Here is an 18,797-nt window from a genome sequence, read left to right on the forward strand (position 1 = left end):
CCGATGGCAGAGATCGAACTCCTCCACATCACCAAGAGCTACCCCGAGGGCACCGTGTCGGCCACCCTGGAGCTCGGGGAACACACCGTCACGGTGGGGGCGCTGGTGGTGGTGAACCCCACCGGTGAGGTCATCGACGCCACCACGGGGCTGCCCTGGTCCGCCCAGCTCGTCGAGGAATTCGGTTTGACCTCCCCGCCGTCGGAACAATTGGCGGTGCTGGCCGGGCTGGAACCCAAATCCCTCGCGCTCAACACCACCATCGCGGTGGTGGCCACCGACGCCGCGCTCAGCCCGGCCGGCTGCCGGCGGGTGGCGATCGCCGCCCAGGACGGCCTGGCCCGCACGATCCGGCCCTCGCACACCCCGGTGGACGGCGACACGGTCTTCGCGTTGGCGACCGGGGCCGTCGAGGTTCCGGCCCTCCCGGGAACCCCGGCCGCGCTGTCGCAGGAGTCCGGGCTGATCACGGCGGTCGGCGCGGCCGCCGCGGACTGCCTGGCGCGGGCGGTGCTGGTCGGGTTGCTGGCCGCCGACCCGGTGGCCGGCATACCGACCTACCGCGGCACGTTGCCGGGGGCATTCGCCGACAAGCTCACCGGAAGATCGTGGGCATGACCTCCCGGACCGGCGCCTCGCCTGCGCCGCGACCCGACGACAAATCCGGCTGGCGCACCGGCGGGGCGACCGTCGTGGGATTCGTCGCGCTGCTCTACCTCGTCGAGGCCGTCGATCAGGTCGGCGGCCACCGGCTGGACCGCAACGGCATCCGGCCCCTGGAGTCCGACGGCCTGTGGGGGGTGCTGTACGCACCGCTGCTGCACGCCAACTGGGCGCACCTGCTGGCCAACACCGGTCCGGCGCTGGTGCTGGGCTTCCTGGTGACATTGGCCGGACAGTCCCGATTCCTCCTCGCCACCGCGATCGTGTGGCTGGTCGGTGGTCTGGGCACCTGGCTGATCGGCAATGTCGGGTCGGCGTGCGGGCCCACCGACCACATCGGCGCCTCCGGCCTGATCTTCGGCTGGCTGGCGTTTCTGGTGGTGTTCGGGTGGTTCACCCGCAGCATCTGGCAGATTCTGGTCGGGCTGGTGGTGCTGGTGCTCTACGGCGGGATTCTCTGGGGGGCGGTGCCGGTACTGAATGTCTGCGGCGGGGTGTCCTGGCAGGGCCATCTGTGCGGGGCGCTCGCCGGGGTGCTGGCCGCCTACCTGCTCTCGGGTCCCGAACGCAAAGCCCGGGCCCGGCGGCGGGCGGTTGCGGCGTGATCGGGATCTTCGACTCCGGGGTCGGCGGGCTGACCGTCGCACGCTCGATCATCGACCAGCTGCCCGACGAGGACATCCTCTACGTCGGCGACACCGGCAACGGGCCCTACGGCCCGCTGGCCATCCCGGAAGTACGCGCGCACGCGTTGGCCATCGGCGACGACCTGGTCGAGCGCGGCGTGAAGGCCTTGGTGATCGCCTGCAACACCGCGTCGGCGGCATGCCTGCGCGATGCCCGGGAACGCTACGACGTGCCGGTCGTGGAGGTGATCCTGCCGGCGGTGCGCCGGGCGGTGGCCACCACCCGCAACGGCCGCATCGGGGTGATCGGTACGACGGCGACCATCACCAGCCACGCCTACCAGGACGCGTTCGCCGCCGCCCGCGACACCGAGATCACCGCGGTGGCCTGCCCGCGCTTCGTGGACTTCGTCGAGCGCGGTATCACCAGCGGGCGGCAGGTCCTGGGGCTGGCCGAGGGATATCTGGAGCCGCTGCAACGTGCCGGGGTCGACACGCTGGTGCTGGGCTGCACCCACTATCCGCTGTTGTCGGGGTTGATCCAGCTGGCGATGGGAGAGCAGGTGACGTTGGTGTCCAGCGCCGAGGAGACCGCCAAGGAACTGTTGCGGGTGCTCACCGAGCGCGACCTGCTGCGCCCGCACGGCGCAGCCCCGGCGACCCGGGTGTTCGAGGCGACCGGCGACCCGGAGGCGTTCGCCGCATTGGCGACCCGATTTCTGGGCCCGGCGATCACCGGCGTCGGCGTCCGTCGTCACGCCCCGTCGAGTTAGCCATGACCGTGATTTCGGTGACGAATAGCGGGCAAAGCGCCCGTGTCTTGGTCATCTTTGCGGCGAACATGGCACAGTAGGGAACGTGCGACTCACCGTGCTCGGCTGCTCCGGCAGTGTGGTGGGTCCGGACTCGCCGGCATCGGGTTATCTGCTGCAGGCTCCGGACACCCCGCCGCTGGTCATCGACTTCGGGGGCGGTGTACTCGGCGCCCTGCAACGGCACGTCGATCCGGGTGCGGTGTGCGTGCTGTTGTCACACCTGCATGCCGACCACTGCCTGGACCTGCCGGGATTGTTCGTCTGGCGGCGCTACCACCCGTCGGTGGCGACCCAGCCGTTCGCCAAGGGTTTCATCTACGGACCCAGCGACACCTGGTCGCGGATGGGCGCCGCGTCCTCTCCCTACGGCGGGGAGATCGACGACATCACCGATATCTTCGATGTTCACACCTGGGTGGACGGCGAGCCGGTCGAGTTCGGGACGCTCACCGTGCAGCCCCGGCTGGTGTGTCACCCGACCGAGTCGTTCGGCATGCGGATCACCAACGCTGCGGGCGCGACCCTGGTCTACAGCGGCGACACCGGCTACTGCGACGGGGTGATCGACCTGGCCCGCGGCGCCGATGTGTTCTTGTGCGAGGCGTCCTGGACTCACGAGGCCAATCGCCCACCGAACCTGCATCTGTCCGGCACCGAGGCGGGGCGCATCGCCGCCGCCGCCGGTGTCGGCCAGCTGCTGCTCACCCACATCCCGCCCTGGACCTCGCGCGAGGACGTGATCGGCGAAGCCAAGGCCGAGTTCGACGGACCGGTGCACGCGGTGGTGTGCGACGAAAGCTTCAACATCCAGCGGTCCTGACGCACCACCGGTTCTGACACACCACTCCACTAGGGTTGACGGCGTGTCCAAACGAGAAGACGGTCGCCTCGACGACGAGCTGCGCCCGGTCGTCATCACCCGCGGGTTCACCTCGAACCCGGCCGGGTCGGTGCTGGTCGAATTCGGCAACACCCGGGTCATGTGCACGGCCAGTGTCACCGAGGGGGTGCCGCGCTGGCGGAAAGGCTCCGGGCGCGGTTGGCTGACCGCCGAGTACGCCATGCTGCCCGCCGCCACCCACACTCGCTCCGACCGCGAATCGGTCAAGGGCCGAGTCGGTGGGCGCACGCAGGAGATCAGCCGGCTGGTCGGCCGCTCGCTGCGGGCCTGCATCGACCTGGCGGCGTTGGGGGAGAACACCATCGCGATCGACTGCGACGTACTGCAGGCCGACGGCGGCACCCGCACCGCGGCGATCACCGGCGCCTATGTGGCACTGGCCGACGCGGTCACCTACCTGTCGGCCGCCGGCAAACTGTCTGACCCACGCCCGCTGTCGTGCGCCATCTCGGCTGTCAGCGTCGGGGTCGTCGACGGCCGGGTCCGCGTCGATCTGCCCTATGAGGAGGACTCCCGCGCCGAGGTCGACATGAACGTCGTCGCCACCGATACCGGAACCCTGGTGGAGGTCCAGGGCACCGGCGAGGGGGCGACGTTCCCGCGTTCGACCCTCGACAAGATGCTCGACGCGGCATTGGCCGCCTGCGAGAAGCTGTTCGTGGTGCAGCGCGAAGCCCTGGAGCTGCCCTATCCCGGGGTGCTGCCCGACGGTCCGCCACCGAAGAAGGCGTTCGGCAGCTGATCGATCTGCTGGTAGCCAGCCGCAACCGCAAGAAGCTGGCCGAACTCAGCCGGGTGCTCGAGCACGCCGGTATCTCGGGTCTGCGCCCGGTCTCACTGGATGAGGTGGCGCCGTTCCCCGAAGCGCCGGAGACCGGGGCGACCTTTGAGGACAACGCCCTAACCAAGGCGCGTGACGGTTATGTGGCGACGGGATTACCTTGTGTCGCAGATGATTCCGGGCTTACGGTTGATGCACTCAACGGTATGCCGGGGGTGTTGTCGGCGCGCTGGGCGGGTGAGCACGGCGATGACGGCGCCAATACCGCCCTGCTGCTGGCCCAGTTGCGTGACGTTCCCGACGAGCGCCGTGGCGCGGCGTTCGTGTCGGCCTGCGCGCTGGTCTGGGGTGCCGGGCCCGATCACCAGGCGGTGGTGCGCGGCGAATGGCCGGGAAGCATCGCCCGCGAACCCCGCGGCGACGGCGGCTTCGGCTACGACCCGGTGTTCGTACCGGCCGGCGCCGTGCGCACCGCGGCGCAGCTGAGCCCGGCGGAGAAAGACGCCGCATCGCACCGCGGCCGGGCTCTGGCGCTGCTGCTGCCGGCGCTGCGGCGGCTCGCGGGCTGAGCCATGCCGCTGGCGCTCGGCGCAGAGTTCGCCGGTTACCGCATCGAACGCCTGCTCGGCTCGGGCGCGATGGGCGAGGTGTACCTGGCCCGGCACCCGAGGCTGCCGCGGCGTGACGCGCTCAAAGTCCTGCCCGCCGACCTGACCACCGACAGCGAGTTCCGCCGTCGATTCCAGCTGGAGGCCGATCTGGCGGCGACGCTGTTCCACCCCAACATCGTCGGGGTCCATGACCGCGGCGAGTTCGAGGGGCAGCTCTGGATCGCGATGGACTACGTGGAGGGCACCGACGCGGCGCGTTTCGTCGCCCAGCGGCATCCGGACGGGCTGGCCGAAGGCGAGGCGCTGGCGATCGTCGCCGCGATCGCCGACGCGCTGGACCATGCGCATCAGCGGGGGCTGCTGCACCGCGACGTCAAACCGGCGAATATCCTTCTCGCCCAACCCGAAGGCGAGTCCCAGCGGATCCTGTTGGCCGACTTCGGGATCGTTCGGCCACTGGGCGCCACCAACGGACTGACCGCCACCAACTTCACCGTCGGCACCCTGGCCTACGCCGCACCCGAACAGCTCAGGGGTGACGACCTGGATAGCCGAGCCGATCAATACGCGTTGGCGGCCACCGCATTCCATCTGCTCACCGGGGCACCGCCGTTCCGCGGCGACAACCCGGTGACGGTCATCAGCCGGCAGCTGACCGCCGCACCGCCGCGGCTGAGCGAACGCCGACCGGACTTGGTCCACCTGGACACGGTGCTGGCCGCCGGCCTGGCCAAGGATCCCGCCGCACGGTTCGCTAGCTGCCGCGACCTCGCCCGGGCGCTGGCCGAGGCTGCTGCCGAGGAACCGGTGATGGCCCCGACCGCTAGCGGCCGGCGCCGCTGGCCGTGGCTGGTGGGCGGCGCCGCGGTGCTGGCAGGGGTGGCCGGCGTGCTCGGCGTGGCCGATCGCGGCGGTGAGCACAACGGCGTCGTCACACCCACACCGGCCACCACCGTGCATCCGACGCAGCGGGTGACCGTCACCGTGACGGAGTCGGCCACGTTGCCGGCGCCGCTGATGTCCCCGCCGGTGCCCGCACCGTCCCAGACGTTCGCACCGCCACCGGTGACGTCGATCGAGTCCGCCGCGCCCCCGGCCGGGGCCAGCGCAGTCTGCCGAGACGGCAGCTACTCATTCAGCAGGCACCGCAGCGGCGCCTGCTCCAACCACGGCGGCGTGCGGCGTTGGGTGAACCCGCCCGCGCAGTGAGCCCGACCGTCAGAGGTTGAACTGCGTCTTGATGTTTCGGCTCTGGAAGTGCTCCACGATGATGCCCAGCAGGGGAATGGTGCCGGCCAACAGCACCCCGATCGTCTTGCCGAGCGGCCAGCGTACCTTGACCGCCAGGTTGAAAGTGGCCAGCAGGTAGGCGAAGTACACCCAGCCGTGCACCACGCCGATCCATGTCGGCGGATTGTCCACCTGGACCACGTAGTGCAGCACCAGTTCGTAGCAGAGCGCGATCAGCCAGACACCGGTCGCCCACGCCATCACCCGATAGGGCAGGAGCGCGCTGCGAATCTTCTCGGCGGGAGCGGCCTGGGCGGGTGTCTCGGTCATGCGGTGTTCCTGTTCTTCCGGTCGTTCTCGGTGAGTTCGGCCAAGTAGGCGTTGTACTCCCGCAGGGCGGGATCGTCGGCGGGTGTGGCGGCCGGTGCGGGCCGCTCCGGCAGGAGTCCAGCCGGTATCTCGGTCACCGTATCGGGCCGGTGTGGCTCGGGCGGTGATTCTTCATAGCGGACGAATTTGCGGTAGGCGTAGACGCAGAACCAGGCGAACAAGGGCCACTGCAGGGCATAGCCGAGGTTCTGGAAGGTGCCGTTGACCTCCTGGAAACGGGTCCACTGCCACCAACCCAGAGCCAGGCACGCGCAGGCGGCGACGATCACCAGCACGATCAGTGCCGGTCTCCGACGCCGTGTAGTGGACACCCCTTGACGGTACCGCGCCGCCATCAGGGTGCCACCGGGTCTTGCAGCGATGCGGGTCGCGCAGTCGTTCGTTCCCGAAGCGACGAGGCCCTACCGGCGGGGCGCTTTCGTCGCGGTAGCGGATGGCTAGACTGAGTGGCCTTGCGGGCGTGGCGTAATCGGCAGCCGCGCGGGTTTTAGGTGCCCGTGCTCGAAAGAGCGTGAGGGTTCGAGTCCCTCCGCCCGCACATTGTGATGAGTCGGGTCATCGGTCGCACCGTGTCGCCGGGGCCCAGCGGTGCAAGAATGGATGCATTAGCCCCGTCGATTGGTGTGCGGCCTGATGCAGAAGCAACTCATCGCAACTGCGCTCGGTGTGGTGCTGGCCGGATTGGCGGCGGGGGCCGCTCCCGCGGCATTCGCCGACGACCCCAGCGGTGACGACCAGGCGTTCTTCACCGCCCTCGAGGACGAGGGCTTACACCCCGACTACGACCAGATGATCTGCGGCACCCTCAAGTGCGAACCGCTACGGGAGCTTCTGGTGCAGGAAGGTCACGCGGTCTGTTCGGCACTGAGCAAGGCCCCGCGTTTGGTGCCGATCTCGGTGGTCGCCAATCTGGAAGTGTCGCCTGAGGAGGCGCACGCCGTCATCAATGCGGCGCGGCGGGCCTATTGCCCGCAGTTGCCGGACCCGTACACATCGACCTCCTGAACCGTCAGCGCTCGGCGGCGACCACCGAGGTGGGTGCCTCGCCGAGCGCCCCGCAGCGCTGAGCCCGGCGCGCGTTGATCACCACCCCGACGGCGGCCACCGCCCAGATGACGTATTGGACGGTCCAGGCCAGCCGGAACGCCGAAAACGAATAGCCGCCGGCCAGCGCGATGACGACTCCCATCGCCTGCATGATCAGCAGGGTGGCGATGAAGCCGCCGGTGTTGACCATGCCCTGCGCGGTGCCCAGGGCCGCCGGCGGGTTGTAGGTGCGGGCGAAGTCGAAGGCCAGGATGGACACCGGTTGGCCCGCCGAGATGACCACGATCACGACCACCAGCAGCCAGTGCGGGGCGGGGGCCGGCAATGCCAGCAGCACCGCCCACACCGCGGCGGTCAGCGCGATCATCGCCAGTACCAGGCCAGCCCGGTGCTGGGGCCGGCGCGCGGAAAGTGTTCCGGTCAACAGCCCGACCACGACGAAGGTCGCCACCGATATCGTCAGCAAGGCGCCGGCCACGCCACGTGAAAAGCCCTGTGCGGTGGTCAGGTACGGCACGCCCCACATCAAAGCGAAGACGTTCGCCGAGAACGGTGTGCCCATGTGGGTGAAGAAGCCCAGTTTGGTGCCCGGCCGTGACCAGACCGTCTTGACGTCACCGAATACCGCTCGAAACGTCCGTGGCTGCACCGCAACCGGCGTCGCCGCCGGGGTATCCCGGCACAGGGCCAGCGTCAGCATCACGGCCAGCACCCCCAGGGCGGCCGCCGAAAGGTAAGCCGCCGCCCATCCGCCGTGCAGCAGGATCGCTAGAAACGGCACCGCCGAGAGCAGCTGGCCGAACTGTCCGCAGATCCCGGTCAGCTGAGTCAGTAATGGAACACGTTCTGGGGCAAACCAATTGGGCAGCAACCGGATGACCGAGATGAACACGAACGCGTCACCCAGACCGACGACGCCGTAGGCGCCGACCGCCACCGGCAGCGAATGGGTCAGCGCCAGCGTCAATTGGGCGGCCGAGAGCACCGAGACGCCGACGGCGATCATCGTCTTGGGGCCGAAGCGGTCCAGCAGCACCCCGGCCGGGATCTGCATCGACGCGTAGACGATGAGCTGCAGGATCACGAACGACGACAGCATGCTCGGGCCGGCGCTGAACCGTTCGGCGGCGTCCAGGCCCGATACCCCGAAGGTGGTGCGGTCGAGCACCGCCACCACATAGGACAGCAGCCCGGTGCCCCACACGATCCAGGGACGCAAGGATCGACCTGCTTGCCACGGCTGTGCCACCCGCTCATCCTGCCCTGCGGTGGTTGAGGCCCCGTTGGCGGCGGGGTGGTGGGCGTATGGTTTGGCGCGTGGTGCTTTCCCGACGTGACGTGCTCAAACTCGCAGCGACGGCTCCGGCGGCGGCCGGCCTGGGAGCCGCGGCGTCGGCGCTGATCACCGCAACCGCGCAGGCGGCTCCGCTGGGCATCTTGCTGGACTACGCGGCGGGGGTGCTGTCCGCCGACGAAGTCCGGTCGGCCGGAGCGCTCGGTGCCATCCGCTACGTGTCGGACCGCAGGCCCGGCGCCGATTGGATGTTGGGCAAGCCGATACAACCCGCCGAGGCGCACGATCTGCACCAGAACGGGCTCCACATCGTCTCCTGCTACCAGTACGGCAAGCAGGCGACCGCGGACTGGCTCGGCGGCCAGGACGCCGGCGTCGAGCACGCCGGACGTGGCGCACAACTGCACTCCGCGGCGGGTGGCCCGGACACCGCCCCGATCTACGCCTCGATCGACGACGACCCCTCCTACGAGCAGTACCAGGCGCAGGTGGCGCCCTACTTGCGCGGCTGGGAGTCGGTGATCGGTCATCAGCGCACGGGTGTGTACGCCAATTCCAAGACCATCGAGTGGGCCGTGCAAGACGGCCTGGGTTCCTACTTCTGGCAGCACAACTGGGGATCACCCGGTGGGGTCGCCCACCCGGCAGCCAACCTGCATCAGGTCGAGGTCGACAAACGCAAGGTCGGCGATGTCGGGGTCGATATCAACGAGATCCTCACCCCCCAGTTCGGCCAGTGGGCCTGACCCGCGCGGGCCGCGACGGCGCGGCACGCAGGGTGTGGCGGGTGGCGAGAATCACGGTGCCCGGTTGACACTGCGACTTCAGGTGTCAACAACGGCTGTGGCCGAGCGGATTCAAACATAACGATTAGATAACAATGCAGCCTTGATCAGCGCAGTTGTGGCTACTCGACCGTAACCCCGCGCACGCAGGAACTTTGATCTCCGATGATCGCGACGCCCTGGGAGCCCGTGATATCCGCAGGTGGGTTACCCGGCCGTAGAACTCATGAGTAACCAATTAGCTGCAGAAACGGCACAGGTTCTTATGACACTCTTACTGCTGTAGCGCGGCCGCGACGACGCGAGAGCCCGCTGCCCGACGAGGGGCCCAGCCGGTCATGCCGGCAGGCGACGACACAAGACGCGACGTGCCAGAGCAGGGGAGATATTTAACGTGACGATCCACGAACATGACCGGGTGTCCGCCGACGGCGCTGGCTCGGGGCCGTTCGCCAACGCCTCGTCCGCCCTGGTGGATCGTCTGACGGCCGGTGAGCCGTACGCGGTCGCCTTCGGCGGCCAGGGCAGCGCCTGGCTGGAATCGCTCGAGGAGCTGGTGTCCTCGGCCGGTATCGAGACCGAACTGGCCACGCTGGCCGGTGAGGCCGACCTGCTGCTGGAGCCGGTCGCCAAGGAACTCGTCGTGGTCCGGCCGATCGGCTTCGAGCCGCTGCAGTGGGTGCGGGCGCTGGCAGCCGAGGACCCGATCCCCTCGGCCAAGCAGCTGACCTCGGCCGCGGTGTCGGTGCCGGGGGTCCTGCTGACCCAGATCGCCGCGGTACGGGCGCTGGAACGCCAGGGTCTGGACCTGTCGGCGCACCCGCCGGTGGCCGTCGCCGGGCATTCGCAGGGCGTCCTGGCCGTGGAGTCGCTGAAGGCCGACGGCGCCACCGACGTGCAGCTGCTGGCGATCGCGCAGCTGGTGGGCGCCGCCGGGACTCTGGTCGCCCGCCGCCGCGGCATCTCGATCCTGGGCGACCGCCCGCCCATGGTCTCGGTCACCAATGCTGACCCGGAGCGCATCCACCAGCTGTTGGAGGAGTTCGCCACCGATGTGCGCACCGTGCTGCCGCCGGTGCTGTCCATCCGCAACGGTCGTCGTGCCGTCGTCATCACCGGCACCCCCGAGCAGCTGTCGCGCTTCGAGCTGTACTGCGAACAGATCGCCGACAAAGAGGCCGCCGAGCGCAAGAACAAGCTGCGCGGCGGCGCGGTCTTCGCGCCGGTCTTCGAGCCGGTGCAGGTCGAGGTCGGATTCCACTCGCCGCGGCTGTCCGACGGCATCGAGCTCGTCGGCCAATGGGCCGCGCAGGTGGGCTTCGACGCCGACGGTGTCGCCTTGGCCCGTTCGATGGCCGAGTCGATCCTGGTGGGCCAGGTCGACTGGGTGGACGAGATCACCGCTCTGCACGAAGCAGGGGCCCGCTGGATCCTGGACCTGGGCCCCGGCGACATCCTGACCCGGCTGACCGCACCGGTGATTCGCGGCCTGGGCATCGGGATCGTTCCGGTGGCCACCCGGGGCGGGCAGCGCAACCTGTTCACCATCGGGGCCGTACCGGAGGTGGCCCGGCCCTGGACGAGCTACGCCCCGTCGGTGGTGCAGCTGCCCGACGGCAGGGTCAAGCTCGACACCAAGTTCACTCGCCTGACCGGCCGGTCGCCGATCCTGCTGGCCGGCATGACGCCGACCACCGTCGACGCCAAGATCGTCGCCGCGGCCGCCAACGCCGGGCACTGGTCCGAGCTGGCCGGCGGCGGGCAGGTCACCGAGGAGATCTTCAACGACCGGGTCGCCGAGCTGACCACCCTGCTGGAACCGGGTCGCACCGTCCAGTTCAACTCGCTGTTCTTAGACCCCTACCTGTGGAAGTTGCAGGTCGGCGGAAAGCGGCTGGTGCAGAAGGCCCGTCAGTCGGGCGCCCCGTTCGACGGACTGGTGATCAGCGCCGGCATCCCGGAGCTCGAGGAAGCCGTCGAGCTGATCTCCGAGCTCCACGAGGCCGGTATCAGCCATGTGGTCTTCAAACCGGGCACCGTCGAGCAGATCCGTTCGGTGATCCGCATCGCCGCCGAGGTACCGACCACGCCGGTGATCGCGCACGTCGAAGGCGGCCGCGCCGGTGGGCACCACTCCTGGGAAGACCTTGACGACCTGCTGCTGGCGACCTACTCCGAGCTGCGTTCGCAGCCCAACATCACGCTCTGCGTCGGCGGTGGCATCGGCACCCCCGAGCGGGCCGCCGAATACCTGTCCGGGCAGTGGTCGCAGGAATACGGATTCCCGTTGATGCCCGTCGACGGCATCCTCGTCGGCACCGCGGCGATGGCCACCAAAGAGGCCACCACCTCGCCGGCGGTCAAGCAGATGCTGGTCGAGACCAAGGGCACCGACCACTGGATCGGCGCAGGAAAAGCCCAGGGCGGCATGGCCTCATCGCGCAGCCAGCTCGGTGCCGACATCCACGAGATCGACAACACCGCCTCCCGCTGCGGCCGGCTGCTCGACGAGGTCGCCGGCGACGGCGATGCGGTCGAAGCCCGCCGCGACGAGATCATCGCCGCACTGGCCGCCACCGCCAAGCCGTACTTCGGCGACGTCACTGAGATGACCTATGCGCAGTGGCTGCGCCGCTACGTGGAGCTGGCGATCGGTGACGGCGACTCGACCGCCGACACCGCCTCACCGGACAGCCCCTGGCTGGCCGACACCTGGCGGGAGCGGTTCGGCTCGATGCTGCAGCGCGCCGAAGCCCGACTCAACGAGGTCGAGTCCGGCCCGATCGAGACGCTGTTCGCCGATTCCGAAGAGGGGCAGGCGATTCTGGAGAGCCCGGCAGATGCCATCGCCGCGCTGGTGGCCCGTTACCCCGATGCCGAGACGGTCCTGCTGCACCCCGCCGACGCGCCGTTCTTCACCCAGCTGTGCAAGACCCCGGGCAAGCCGGTCAACTTCGTGCCTGTGATCGACAAGGACGTGCGGCGCTGGTGGCGCAGCGACTCGCTGTGGCAGGCGCACGATGCCCGCTACACCGCCGACCAGGTCTGCATAATTCCCGGTATCACCGCCGTCGCCGGTATCACCCGGGTCGACGAGCCGGTCGGCGAGTTGCTGGACCGCTTCGAGCAGGCGGCGATCGACCAGGTGCTGGCCTCCGGTGCACAGCCCACCCCGGTCTCGGCGCGCCGTCAGGGCCGCACCGACGTGACCGGCCCGCTGGCCGTGCTGCTCGACGCCCCCGACGTGCTGTGGGCGGGGCGTACCGCCACCAACCCGGTGCACCGGATCGGTGCCTCCACCGAGTGGCAGGTGCAGGAGAACCGCGCGGCCACTCACCCGACGACCGGGGCACGTCTCGAGGTCGTGTCGGAATCCACTGTCGTGCTGAGTGTTCCGCTGTCCGGCGTCTGGATCGACATCCGCTTCACCGTTCCGGCAGCCGCCGCCGACGGCGCTGCCCCGCTGGTCTCCACCGAGGACGCCGCCGCCGCCATGCGCGCGGTGCTGGCCATCGCCGCCGGGGTCGACGGACCCGCCGCACTGCCGCCGGTGGTCGACGGCTCGGCCACCGTGACGGTGGACTGGAACCCCGAGCAGGTCGCCGACCACACCGGGGTGACCGCCACGTTCGGCGCCCCGCTGGCGCCCGGCCTGTCCACCGTGCCAGATGCGCTGGTCGGACGGTGCTGGCCCGCGGTGTTCGCCGCGATCGGCTCGGCCACCACCGACGCCGGGTTCCCGGTCGTGGAGGGCCTGCTGTCACTGGTGCACCTGGACCACGCCGCACACCTGCTGGCAGCACTGCCGGACGTGCCCGCCGAATTGACCGTCACCGCAACGGCTTCAGCGGCCACCGACACCGAGGTCGGCCGCGTCGTCCCGGTCTCGGTCACGGTCGACGCCACCGATGGAACGGTGCTGGCCACCCTCGAGGAACGCTTCGCAATCCGTGGGCGCACCGGTGCCGCGGAACTGGCCGACCCGGTCCGGGCGGGTGGCGCGGTCTCCGACAACGCCACCGACACCCCGCGCCGCCGCCGGCGCGACGTCACCGTGACGGCGCCGGTCGACATGCGGCCGTTCGCGGTGGTGTCCGGGGACCACAACCCCATCCACACCGACCGGGCCGCCGCGCTGCTGGCCGGCTTGGAATCGCCCATCGTGCACGGCATGTGGCTGTCGGCCGCGGCCCAGCACGTGGTAACCGCTACCGACGGGCAGGCCCGCCCGCCGGCGCGGCTGGTCGGCTGGACCGCCCGCTTCCTAGGCATGGTCAAGCCCGGCGACGAGGTCGACTTCCGAGTCGACCGGGTTGGAATCGACCTCGGCGCAGAGGTTTTGGAGGTTTCGGCGCGGATCGGCTCGAACCTGGTGATGTCGGCGACCGCCCGACTGACCGCCCCCAAGACCGTCTACGCCTTCCCCGGGCAGGGTATCCAGCACAAGGGCATGGGCATGGAGGTCCGGGCCCGCTCCAAGGCCGCCCGCAAGGTCTGGGACTCCGCGGACAAGTTCACCCGCGAAACCCTGGGCTTCTCGGTGCTGCACGTGGTGCGGGACAACCCGACCAGCCTTATCGCTTCCGGCGTGCACTACCAGCACCCCGAAGGCGTGCTGTACCTGACCCAGTTCACCCAGGTGGCAATGGCCACGGTGGCGGCCGCGCAGGTCGCCGAGATGCGTGAGCAGGGCGCGTTCGTCGAAGGCGCGATCGCCTGTGGTCACTCCGTGGGCGAGTACACCGCCCTGGCGTGCGTCAGCGGTGTCTACGAACTGGAGGCGCTGCTGGAGGTGGTGTTCCACCGCGGCTCGAAGATGCACGACATCGTGCCGCGTGACGCCATGGGGCGCTCCAACTACCGGCTGGCCGCCATCCGGCCGTCGCAGATCGATCTCGACGACGCCGACGTCAAGGACTTCGTCGCCGAGATCGCCGAGCGCACCGGGGAATTCCTGCAGATCGTGAACTTCAACCTGCGTGGTTCGCAGTACGCGATCGCCGGCACGGTGGCCGGTCTGGAAGCCCTCGAGGAGGAGGTCGAGCGGCGCCGCGAGATCTCCGGCGGTAAGCGCTCGTTCATCCTGGTGCCCGGCATCGACGTGCCGTTCCACTCCGAGGTGCTGCGTATCGGTGTGGACGACTTCCGGCGCTCCCTGGAGCGGGTGATGCCGCGGGACAAGGATCCCGACCTGATCATCGGCCGCTACATCCCCAACCTGGTGCCCAAGCCGTTCTCGCTGGACCGCGAGTTCATCCAGGAGATTCGCGATCTGGTGCCGGCCGAGCCGCTCGATGAGGTCCTGGCCGACTATGACACCTGGCGTAACGAGAAGCCGCGCGAATTGTGCCGCAAGATCGTCATCGAGCTGCTGGCCTGGCAGTTCGCCAGCCCGGTGCGCTGGATCGAGACCCAGGATCTGCTGTTCATCGAACAGGCCGCCGGCGGCCTGGGCGTGGAGCGGTTCGTCGAGATCGGGGTGAAGTCCGCCCCGACCGTCGCCGGACTGGCCACCAACACGCTCAAGTTGCCCGAGTACGCCCACAGCACAGTGGAAGTGCTCAACGCCGAGCGCGACGCCGCGGTGCTGTTCGCCAGCGACACCGACCCGGAGCCGGAACCCGAAGAGGAAGCACCGGTTGAGGCTGCCGCGCCGTCGGACGGCCCGGCGGCTGAGGTCGCCGTCGCCGCCGCTCCGGCTCCCGCCGCGGCTCCGGCGGGTGCTCCGCGCCCCGACGACATCGCGTTCGACGCCGCCGACGCCACCTGCGCGCTGATCGCGTTGAGCGCCAAGATGCGCATCGACCAGATCGAGGCACTGGACTCGATCGAGTCCATCACCGACGGCGCGTCGTCGCGGCGCAACCAGTTGCTGGTGGACCTGGGTTCAGAGCTGAACCTGGGTGCCATCGACGGGGCCGCCGAGGCCGACCTGTCCGGGCTGAAGTCACAGGTGACCAAGCTGGCGCGCACCTACAAGCCGTACGGGCCGGTGTTGACCGACGCGATCAACGACCAGCTGCGCACCGTCCTCGGGCCCTCCGGTAAGAGGCCCGGTGCCATCGCCGAACGGGTCAAGAAGACCTGGGAGCTCGGCGACGGCTGGGCCAAGCACGTCACCGTGGAGGTCGCGCTGGGCACCCGCGAAGGCACCAGCGTCCGGGGCGGCGCCCTGGGCGGGCTGCACGAGGGTGCGTTGGCTGACGCCGCGGCCGTCGACAAGGTCATCGATGCGGCCGTGCAGGCCGTCGCCGCACGGCGCGGTGTCGCGGTGAGCCTGCCGTCGGCAGGCGGGGGCGGCGGTGCCACGGTGGATGCCGCCGCGCTGGGCGAATTCACCGCCCAGATCACCGGCCGCGACGGTGTGCTGGCTTCGGCGGCCCGGCTGGTGCTGGGGCAACTCGGCCTCGACGACGTGGCGAGTGCACCGGAGGCCGCCACCGACGCCGAGCTGATCGACCTGGTGACCGCCGAACTGGGGTCGGATTGGCCCCGCCTGGTTGCGCCCGCGTTCGACGCGCGCAAGGCGGTGCTGTTCGATGACCGCTGGGCCAGCGCCCGCGAAGATCTGGTGAAGCTGTGGCTGACCGATGAGGGCGACATCGACGCCGACTGGCTGCAGCTCTCCGAACGATTCGAGGGCGCCGGGCACGTCGTGGCCACCCAGGCCACCTGGTGGCAGGGCCGGGCCCTGGCGGAGGGACGCCAGATTCATGCGTCGCTGTTCGCCCGGATCGCCGCCGGCGCGGAGAACCCGGGCCGGGGCCGCTACTGCGACGAGGTCGCGGTGGTGACCGGTGCGTCGAAGGGCTCGATCGCCGCGTCGGTGGTCGGCCAGTTGCTCGACGGTGGGGCGACCGTCATCGCGACCACGTCCCGGCTCGACGACGAGCGCCTGGGCTTCTACCGCACCCTCTACCGCGACCACGCCCGCTTCGGCGCGGCGCTGTGGGTGGTTCCGGCCAACATGGCCTCCTACTCCGACATCGATGCGCTCGTCGAATGGGTGGGCAGCGAGCAGTCCGAAAACCTTGGGCCGCAGTCGATTCACCTCAAGGACGCGCAGACCCCGACGTTGCTGTTCCCGTTCGCGGCACCGCGGGTGATCGGCGACCTGTCGGAGGCCGGCTCGCGTGCCGAGATGGAGATGAAGGTGCTGCTGTGGGCGGTGCAGCGCCTCATCGGCGGCCTGTCGAAGATCGGCGCCGAACGCGACATCGCCTCCCGGCTGCACGTGGTGCTGCCCGGCTCGCCCAACCGCGGCATGTTCGGCGGTGACGGCGCCTACGGCGAGGCCAAGGCGTCGCTGGACGCGGTGGTGGCGCGCTGGAAGGCCGAGTCGTCCTGGGCGTCTCGGGTCAGCCTCGCGCACGCCCTGATCGGCTGGACGCGCGGCACCGGCCTGATGGGCCACAACGACGTCATCGTCGACGCCGTCGAGGAGGCCGGAGTCACCACCTACTCCACGGAGCAGATGGCGGCCATGCTGCTGGGCTTGTGCGACGTCGAGTCCAAGGTGGCAGCGGCCAACGCGCCCATCGAGGCCGACCTGACCGGTGGTCTGGCCGAGGCGGACCTGGACATGGCCGAGCTGGCCGCCAAGGCCCGCGAGGAGATGACCGCCGACGCGGCAGCCGACGACGACGCCGCAGAATCCGCCAACACCATTGCGGCACTGCCCAGCCCGCCGCGCGGCTACACCCCGGCGCCCCCGCCGGCCTGGGCCGACCTCGACGTCGACCCGGCCGACCTGGTGGTCATCGTCGGCGGTGCGGAGCTCGGCCCGCTGGGCTCGTCGCGCACCCGGTTCGAGATGGAGGTCTCCGGCGAGCTGTCGGCCGCCGGGGTGCTGGAGCTGGCCTGGACCACCGGACTGATCAAGTGGGAAGACGACCCGACCCCGGGCTGGTACGACACCGAATCCGGTGAACTCGTCGACGAGTCCGAACTGGTCGAGCGCTACCACGACACCGTTGTGGAGCGGGTCGGGATCCGCGAATTCGTCGACGACGGCGCGATCGACCCCGACCACGCCTCGCCGCTGCTGGTCAGTGTGTTCTTGGACAAGGACTTCTCGTTCGTGGTCTCCAGCGAGGCCGACGCGCGGGCGTTCGTCGAGTTCGACCCCGAGCACACCGTGGTGCGGCCGGTGCCGGACTCGTCGGACTGGCAGGTGATCCGCAAGGCGGGCACCGAGATCCGAGTGCCGCGCAAGAGCAAGCTGTCGCGCACCGTGGGCGCCCAGATCCCGACCGGGTTCGACCCGACGGTGTGGGGGATCAGCCAGGACATGGCCACCTCCATCGACCGGGTGGCGCTGTGGAACATCGTCGCGACCGTGGACGCGTTCCTGTCGGCCGGCTTCACCCCGACTGAGCTGATGCGCTGGGTGCACCCGTCACTGGTGGCCAGCACCCAGGGCACCGGTATGGGCGGCATGACCTCGATGCAGACCATGTACCACGGCAACCTGCTGGGCCGGGCCAAGCCGAACGACATCCTGCAGGAGGTCCTGCCCAACGTCGTTGCCGCGCACGTGGTTCAGAGCTACGTCGGGTCCTACGGCGCGATGATCCACCCGGTGGCCGCCTGTGCCACGGCGGCGGTATCGGTCGAGGAGGGTGTCGACAAGATCCGGCTGGGCAAGGCCGAGCTGGTGGTCACCGGCGGCTACGACGACCTGACCCTGGAGGCCATCATCGGCTTCGGTGACATGGCGGCCACTGCCGACACCGAGATGATGCGCGCCAAGGGAATCAGCGACTCGAAGTTCTCCCGCGCCAACGACCGGCGCCGGCTGGGTTTCGTCGAGGCTCAGGGTGGTGGCACCATCCTGCTGGCTCGCGGCGACCTGGCGGCCAAGATGGGTCTGCCGGTGCTGGCGGTGGTGGCCTACGCGCAGAGCTTCGCCGACGGTGTGCACACCTCCATCCCGGCCCCGGGCCTGGGTGCATTGGGTGCCGGCCGGGGCGGCAAGGACTCGATGCTGGCCCGCTCGCTGGCGAAGCTGGGTGTCGGCGCCGACGACATCGCGGTGATCTCCAAGCACGACACCTCGACGCTGGCCAACGACCCCAACGAGACCGAGCTGCACGAGCGGCTGGCCGACTCGCTGGGCCGCTCCGATGGCGCTCCGCTGTTCGTGGTCAGCCAGAAGAGCCTGACCGGCCATGCCAAGGGCGGTGCGGCGGTCTTCCAGCTGATGGGGCTGTGCCAGGTGCTGCGCGACGGGGTCATCCCGCCCAACCGCAGCCTGGACTGCGTCGACGACGAGCTGGCCACCGCCGGGCACTTCGTGTGGGTGCGAGAGCCCCTGCATCTCGGGGACAAGTTCCCGCTCAAGGCCGGGCTGGTCACCAGCCTCGGGTTCGGCCACGTCTCCGGTCTGGTGGCGTTGGTACACCCGCAGGCGTTCCTGGCCGCACTGAACCCGGGTCAGCGCGAGGCCTACCTGGAGCAGGCATCCAGCCGGGTGCTCGCCGGGCAGCGCCGGCTGGCCTCGGCGATCGCCGGTGGTAAGCCGATGTATGAGCGGCCCGCCGACCGGCGGTTCGACCACGACACATCGGAGAAGCGGCAGGAGTCGGCGATGCTGCTCAACCCCGCGGCCCGGCTCGGCGACGGCGACGTCTACATCGGTTAGCGTTAACTCCC

At 69.7% G+C, this 18,797-nt stretch carries 13 protein-coding genes and 1 tRNA gene; 11 read left to right on the forward strand and 3 right to left on the reverse strand.

Annotated elements, in window-relative coordinates; genetic code table 11:
• The 7 genes from BST28_RS18465 to BST28_RS18495 form a co-directional block, all read left to right on the forward strand.
• Positions 1-618, forward strand: a 618-nt coding sequence (locus tag BST28_RS18465; protein WP_207570137.1) for a P1 family peptidase, incomplete at its 5' end; no start/stop codon positions are given.
• Positions 615-1,268, forward strand: coding sequence for a rhomboid family intramembrane serine protease (locus BST28_RS18470; protein ID WP_065288980.1), 654 nt, complete (start codon positions 615-617; stop codon positions 1,266-1,268). The genes BST28_RS18465 and BST28_RS18470, both read left to right, overlap by 4 nt.
• On the forward strand, positions 1,265-2,062 hold the full coding sequence (murI, locus tag BST28_RS18475) for a glutamate racemase (protein WP_019737274.1): 798 nt from the start codon (positions 1,265-1,267) through the stop codon (positions 2,060-2,062). The genes BST28_RS18470 and murI overlap by 4 nt, the downstream gene beginning before the upstream one ends.
• An 85-nt stretch (positions 2,063-2,147) precedes the next feature.
• Positions 2,148-2,924 carry a cyclic nucleotide-degrading phosphodiesterase gene (locus BST28_RS18480; protein WP_019737273.1) on the forward strand — a complete coding sequence of 259 codons (777 nt, stop codon included), beginning with the start codon at positions 2,148-2,150 and terminating at the stop codon, positions 2,922-2,924.
• A 43-nt stretch (positions 2,925-2,967) separates the two neighbouring features.
• Positions 2,968-3,747, forward strand: coding sequence for a ribonuclease PH (gene rph, locus BST28_RS18485; protein ID WP_019737272.1), 780 nt, complete (start codon positions 2,968-2,970; stop codon positions 3,745-3,747).
• A complete protein-coding gene (locus BST28_RS18490) occupies positions 3,744-4,355 on the forward strand; it encodes a non-canonical purine NTP pyrophosphatase (RefSeq protein WP_065288953.1) in 612 nt (203 codons plus the stop codon). The genes rph and BST28_RS18490 overlap by 4 nt, the downstream gene beginning before the upstream one ends.
• Before the next feature lie 3 nt (positions 4,356-4,358).
• A complete protein-coding gene (locus tag BST28_RS18495; RefSeq protein WP_083082222.1) occupies positions 4,359-5,606 on the forward strand; it encodes a protein kinase domain-containing protein in 1,248 nt (415 codons plus the stop codon).
• 9 nt (positions 5,607-5,615) lie between these two features.
• Here the strand turns inward: BST28_RS18495 and BST28_RS18500 are convergent, their stop codons facing one another.
• Together BST28_RS18500 and BST28_RS18505 are read right to left on the reverse strand one after the other, a co-directional pair.
• Positions 5,616-5,957, reverse strand: coding sequence for a DUF3817 domain-containing protein (locus BST28_RS18500; RefSeq protein WP_083082223.1), 342 nt, complete (start codon positions 5,955-5,957; stop codon positions 5,616-5,618).
• Complete coding sequence (locus BST28_RS18505) at positions 5,954-6,328, reverse strand: hypothetical protein (protein WP_109560733.1); 375 nt, start codon at positions 6,326-6,328, stop codon at positions 5,954-5,956. Before BST28_RS18505 ends, BST28_RS18500 begins: the two co-directional genes overlap by 4 nt.
• Positions 6,329-6,471: 143 nt before the next feature.
• Here BST28_RS18505 and BST28_RS18510 point away from each other — a divergent pair.
• Together BST28_RS18510 and BST28_RS18515 are read left to right on the forward strand one after the other, a co-directional pair.
• Positions 6,472-6,555 (forward strand) — tRNA-Leu (locus BST28_RS18510).
• Between the two features lie 95 nt (positions 6,556-6,650).
• Positions 6,651-7,022, forward strand: coding sequence for a DUF732 domain-containing protein (locus BST28_RS18515; RefSeq protein WP_083082225.1), 372 nt, complete (start codon positions 6,651-6,653; stop codon positions 7,020-7,022).
• A gap of 4 nt (positions 7,023-7,026) precedes the next feature.
• On the opposite strand, the gene BST28_RS18520 is transcribed toward BST28_RS18515, so the two are convergent.
• Positions 7,027-8,283, reverse strand: coding sequence for an MFS transporter (locus BST28_RS18520; protein WP_029249373.1), 1,257 nt, complete (start codon positions 8,281-8,283; stop codon positions 7,027-7,029).
• A 98-nt stretch (positions 8,284-8,381) separates the two neighbouring features.
• On the opposite strand from BST28_RS18520, the gene BST28_RS18525 reads away from it, so the two are divergent.
• Together BST28_RS18525 and BST28_RS18530 are read left to right on the forward strand one after the other, a co-directional pair.
• Positions 8,382-9,104 carry a DUF1906 domain-containing protein gene (locus BST28_RS18525; protein WP_029249374.1) on the forward strand — a complete coding sequence of 241 codons (723 nt, stop codon included), beginning with the start codon at positions 8,382-8,384 and terminating at the stop codon, positions 9,102-9,104.
• A 433-nt stretch (positions 9,105-9,537) separates the two neighbouring features.
• Positions 9,538-18,786: a type I polyketide synthase gene (locus tag BST28_RS18530; protein ID WP_083082227.1), complete on the forward strand. Its 9,249-nt coding sequence runs from the start codon at positions 9,538-9,540 to the stop codon at positions 18,784-18,786.
• Positions 18,787-18,797 lie beyond the last annotated feature (11 nt).

The sequence above is a fragment of the Mycolicibacter kumamotonensis genome (assembly GCF_002086285.1).
In the GTDB taxonomy this organism is placed as follows: Bacteria; Actinomycetota; Actinomycetes; order Mycobacteriales; family Mycobacteriaceae; genus Mycobacterium; species Mycobacterium kumamotonense.

Bases quoted from the DNA above. Each gene is read 5' to 3' on its own strand.
- BST28_RS18495 (WP_083082222.1), top strand. From the start codon at position 4,359: ATGCCGCTGGCGCTCGGCGCAGAGTTCGCCGGTTACCGCATCGAACGC.
- BST28_RS18515 (WP_083082225.1), top strand. From the start codon at position 6,651: ATGCAGAAGCAACTCATCGCAACTGCGCTCGGTGTGGTGCTGGCCGGA.
- BST28_RS18500 (WP_083082223.1), bottom strand. From the start codon at position 5,957: ATGACCGAGACACCCGCCCAGGCCGCTCCCGCCGAGAAGATTCGCAGC.
- BST28_RS18470 (WP_065288980.1), top strand. From the start codon at position 615: ATGACCTCCCGGACCGGCGCCTCGCCTGCGCCGCGACCCGACGACAAA.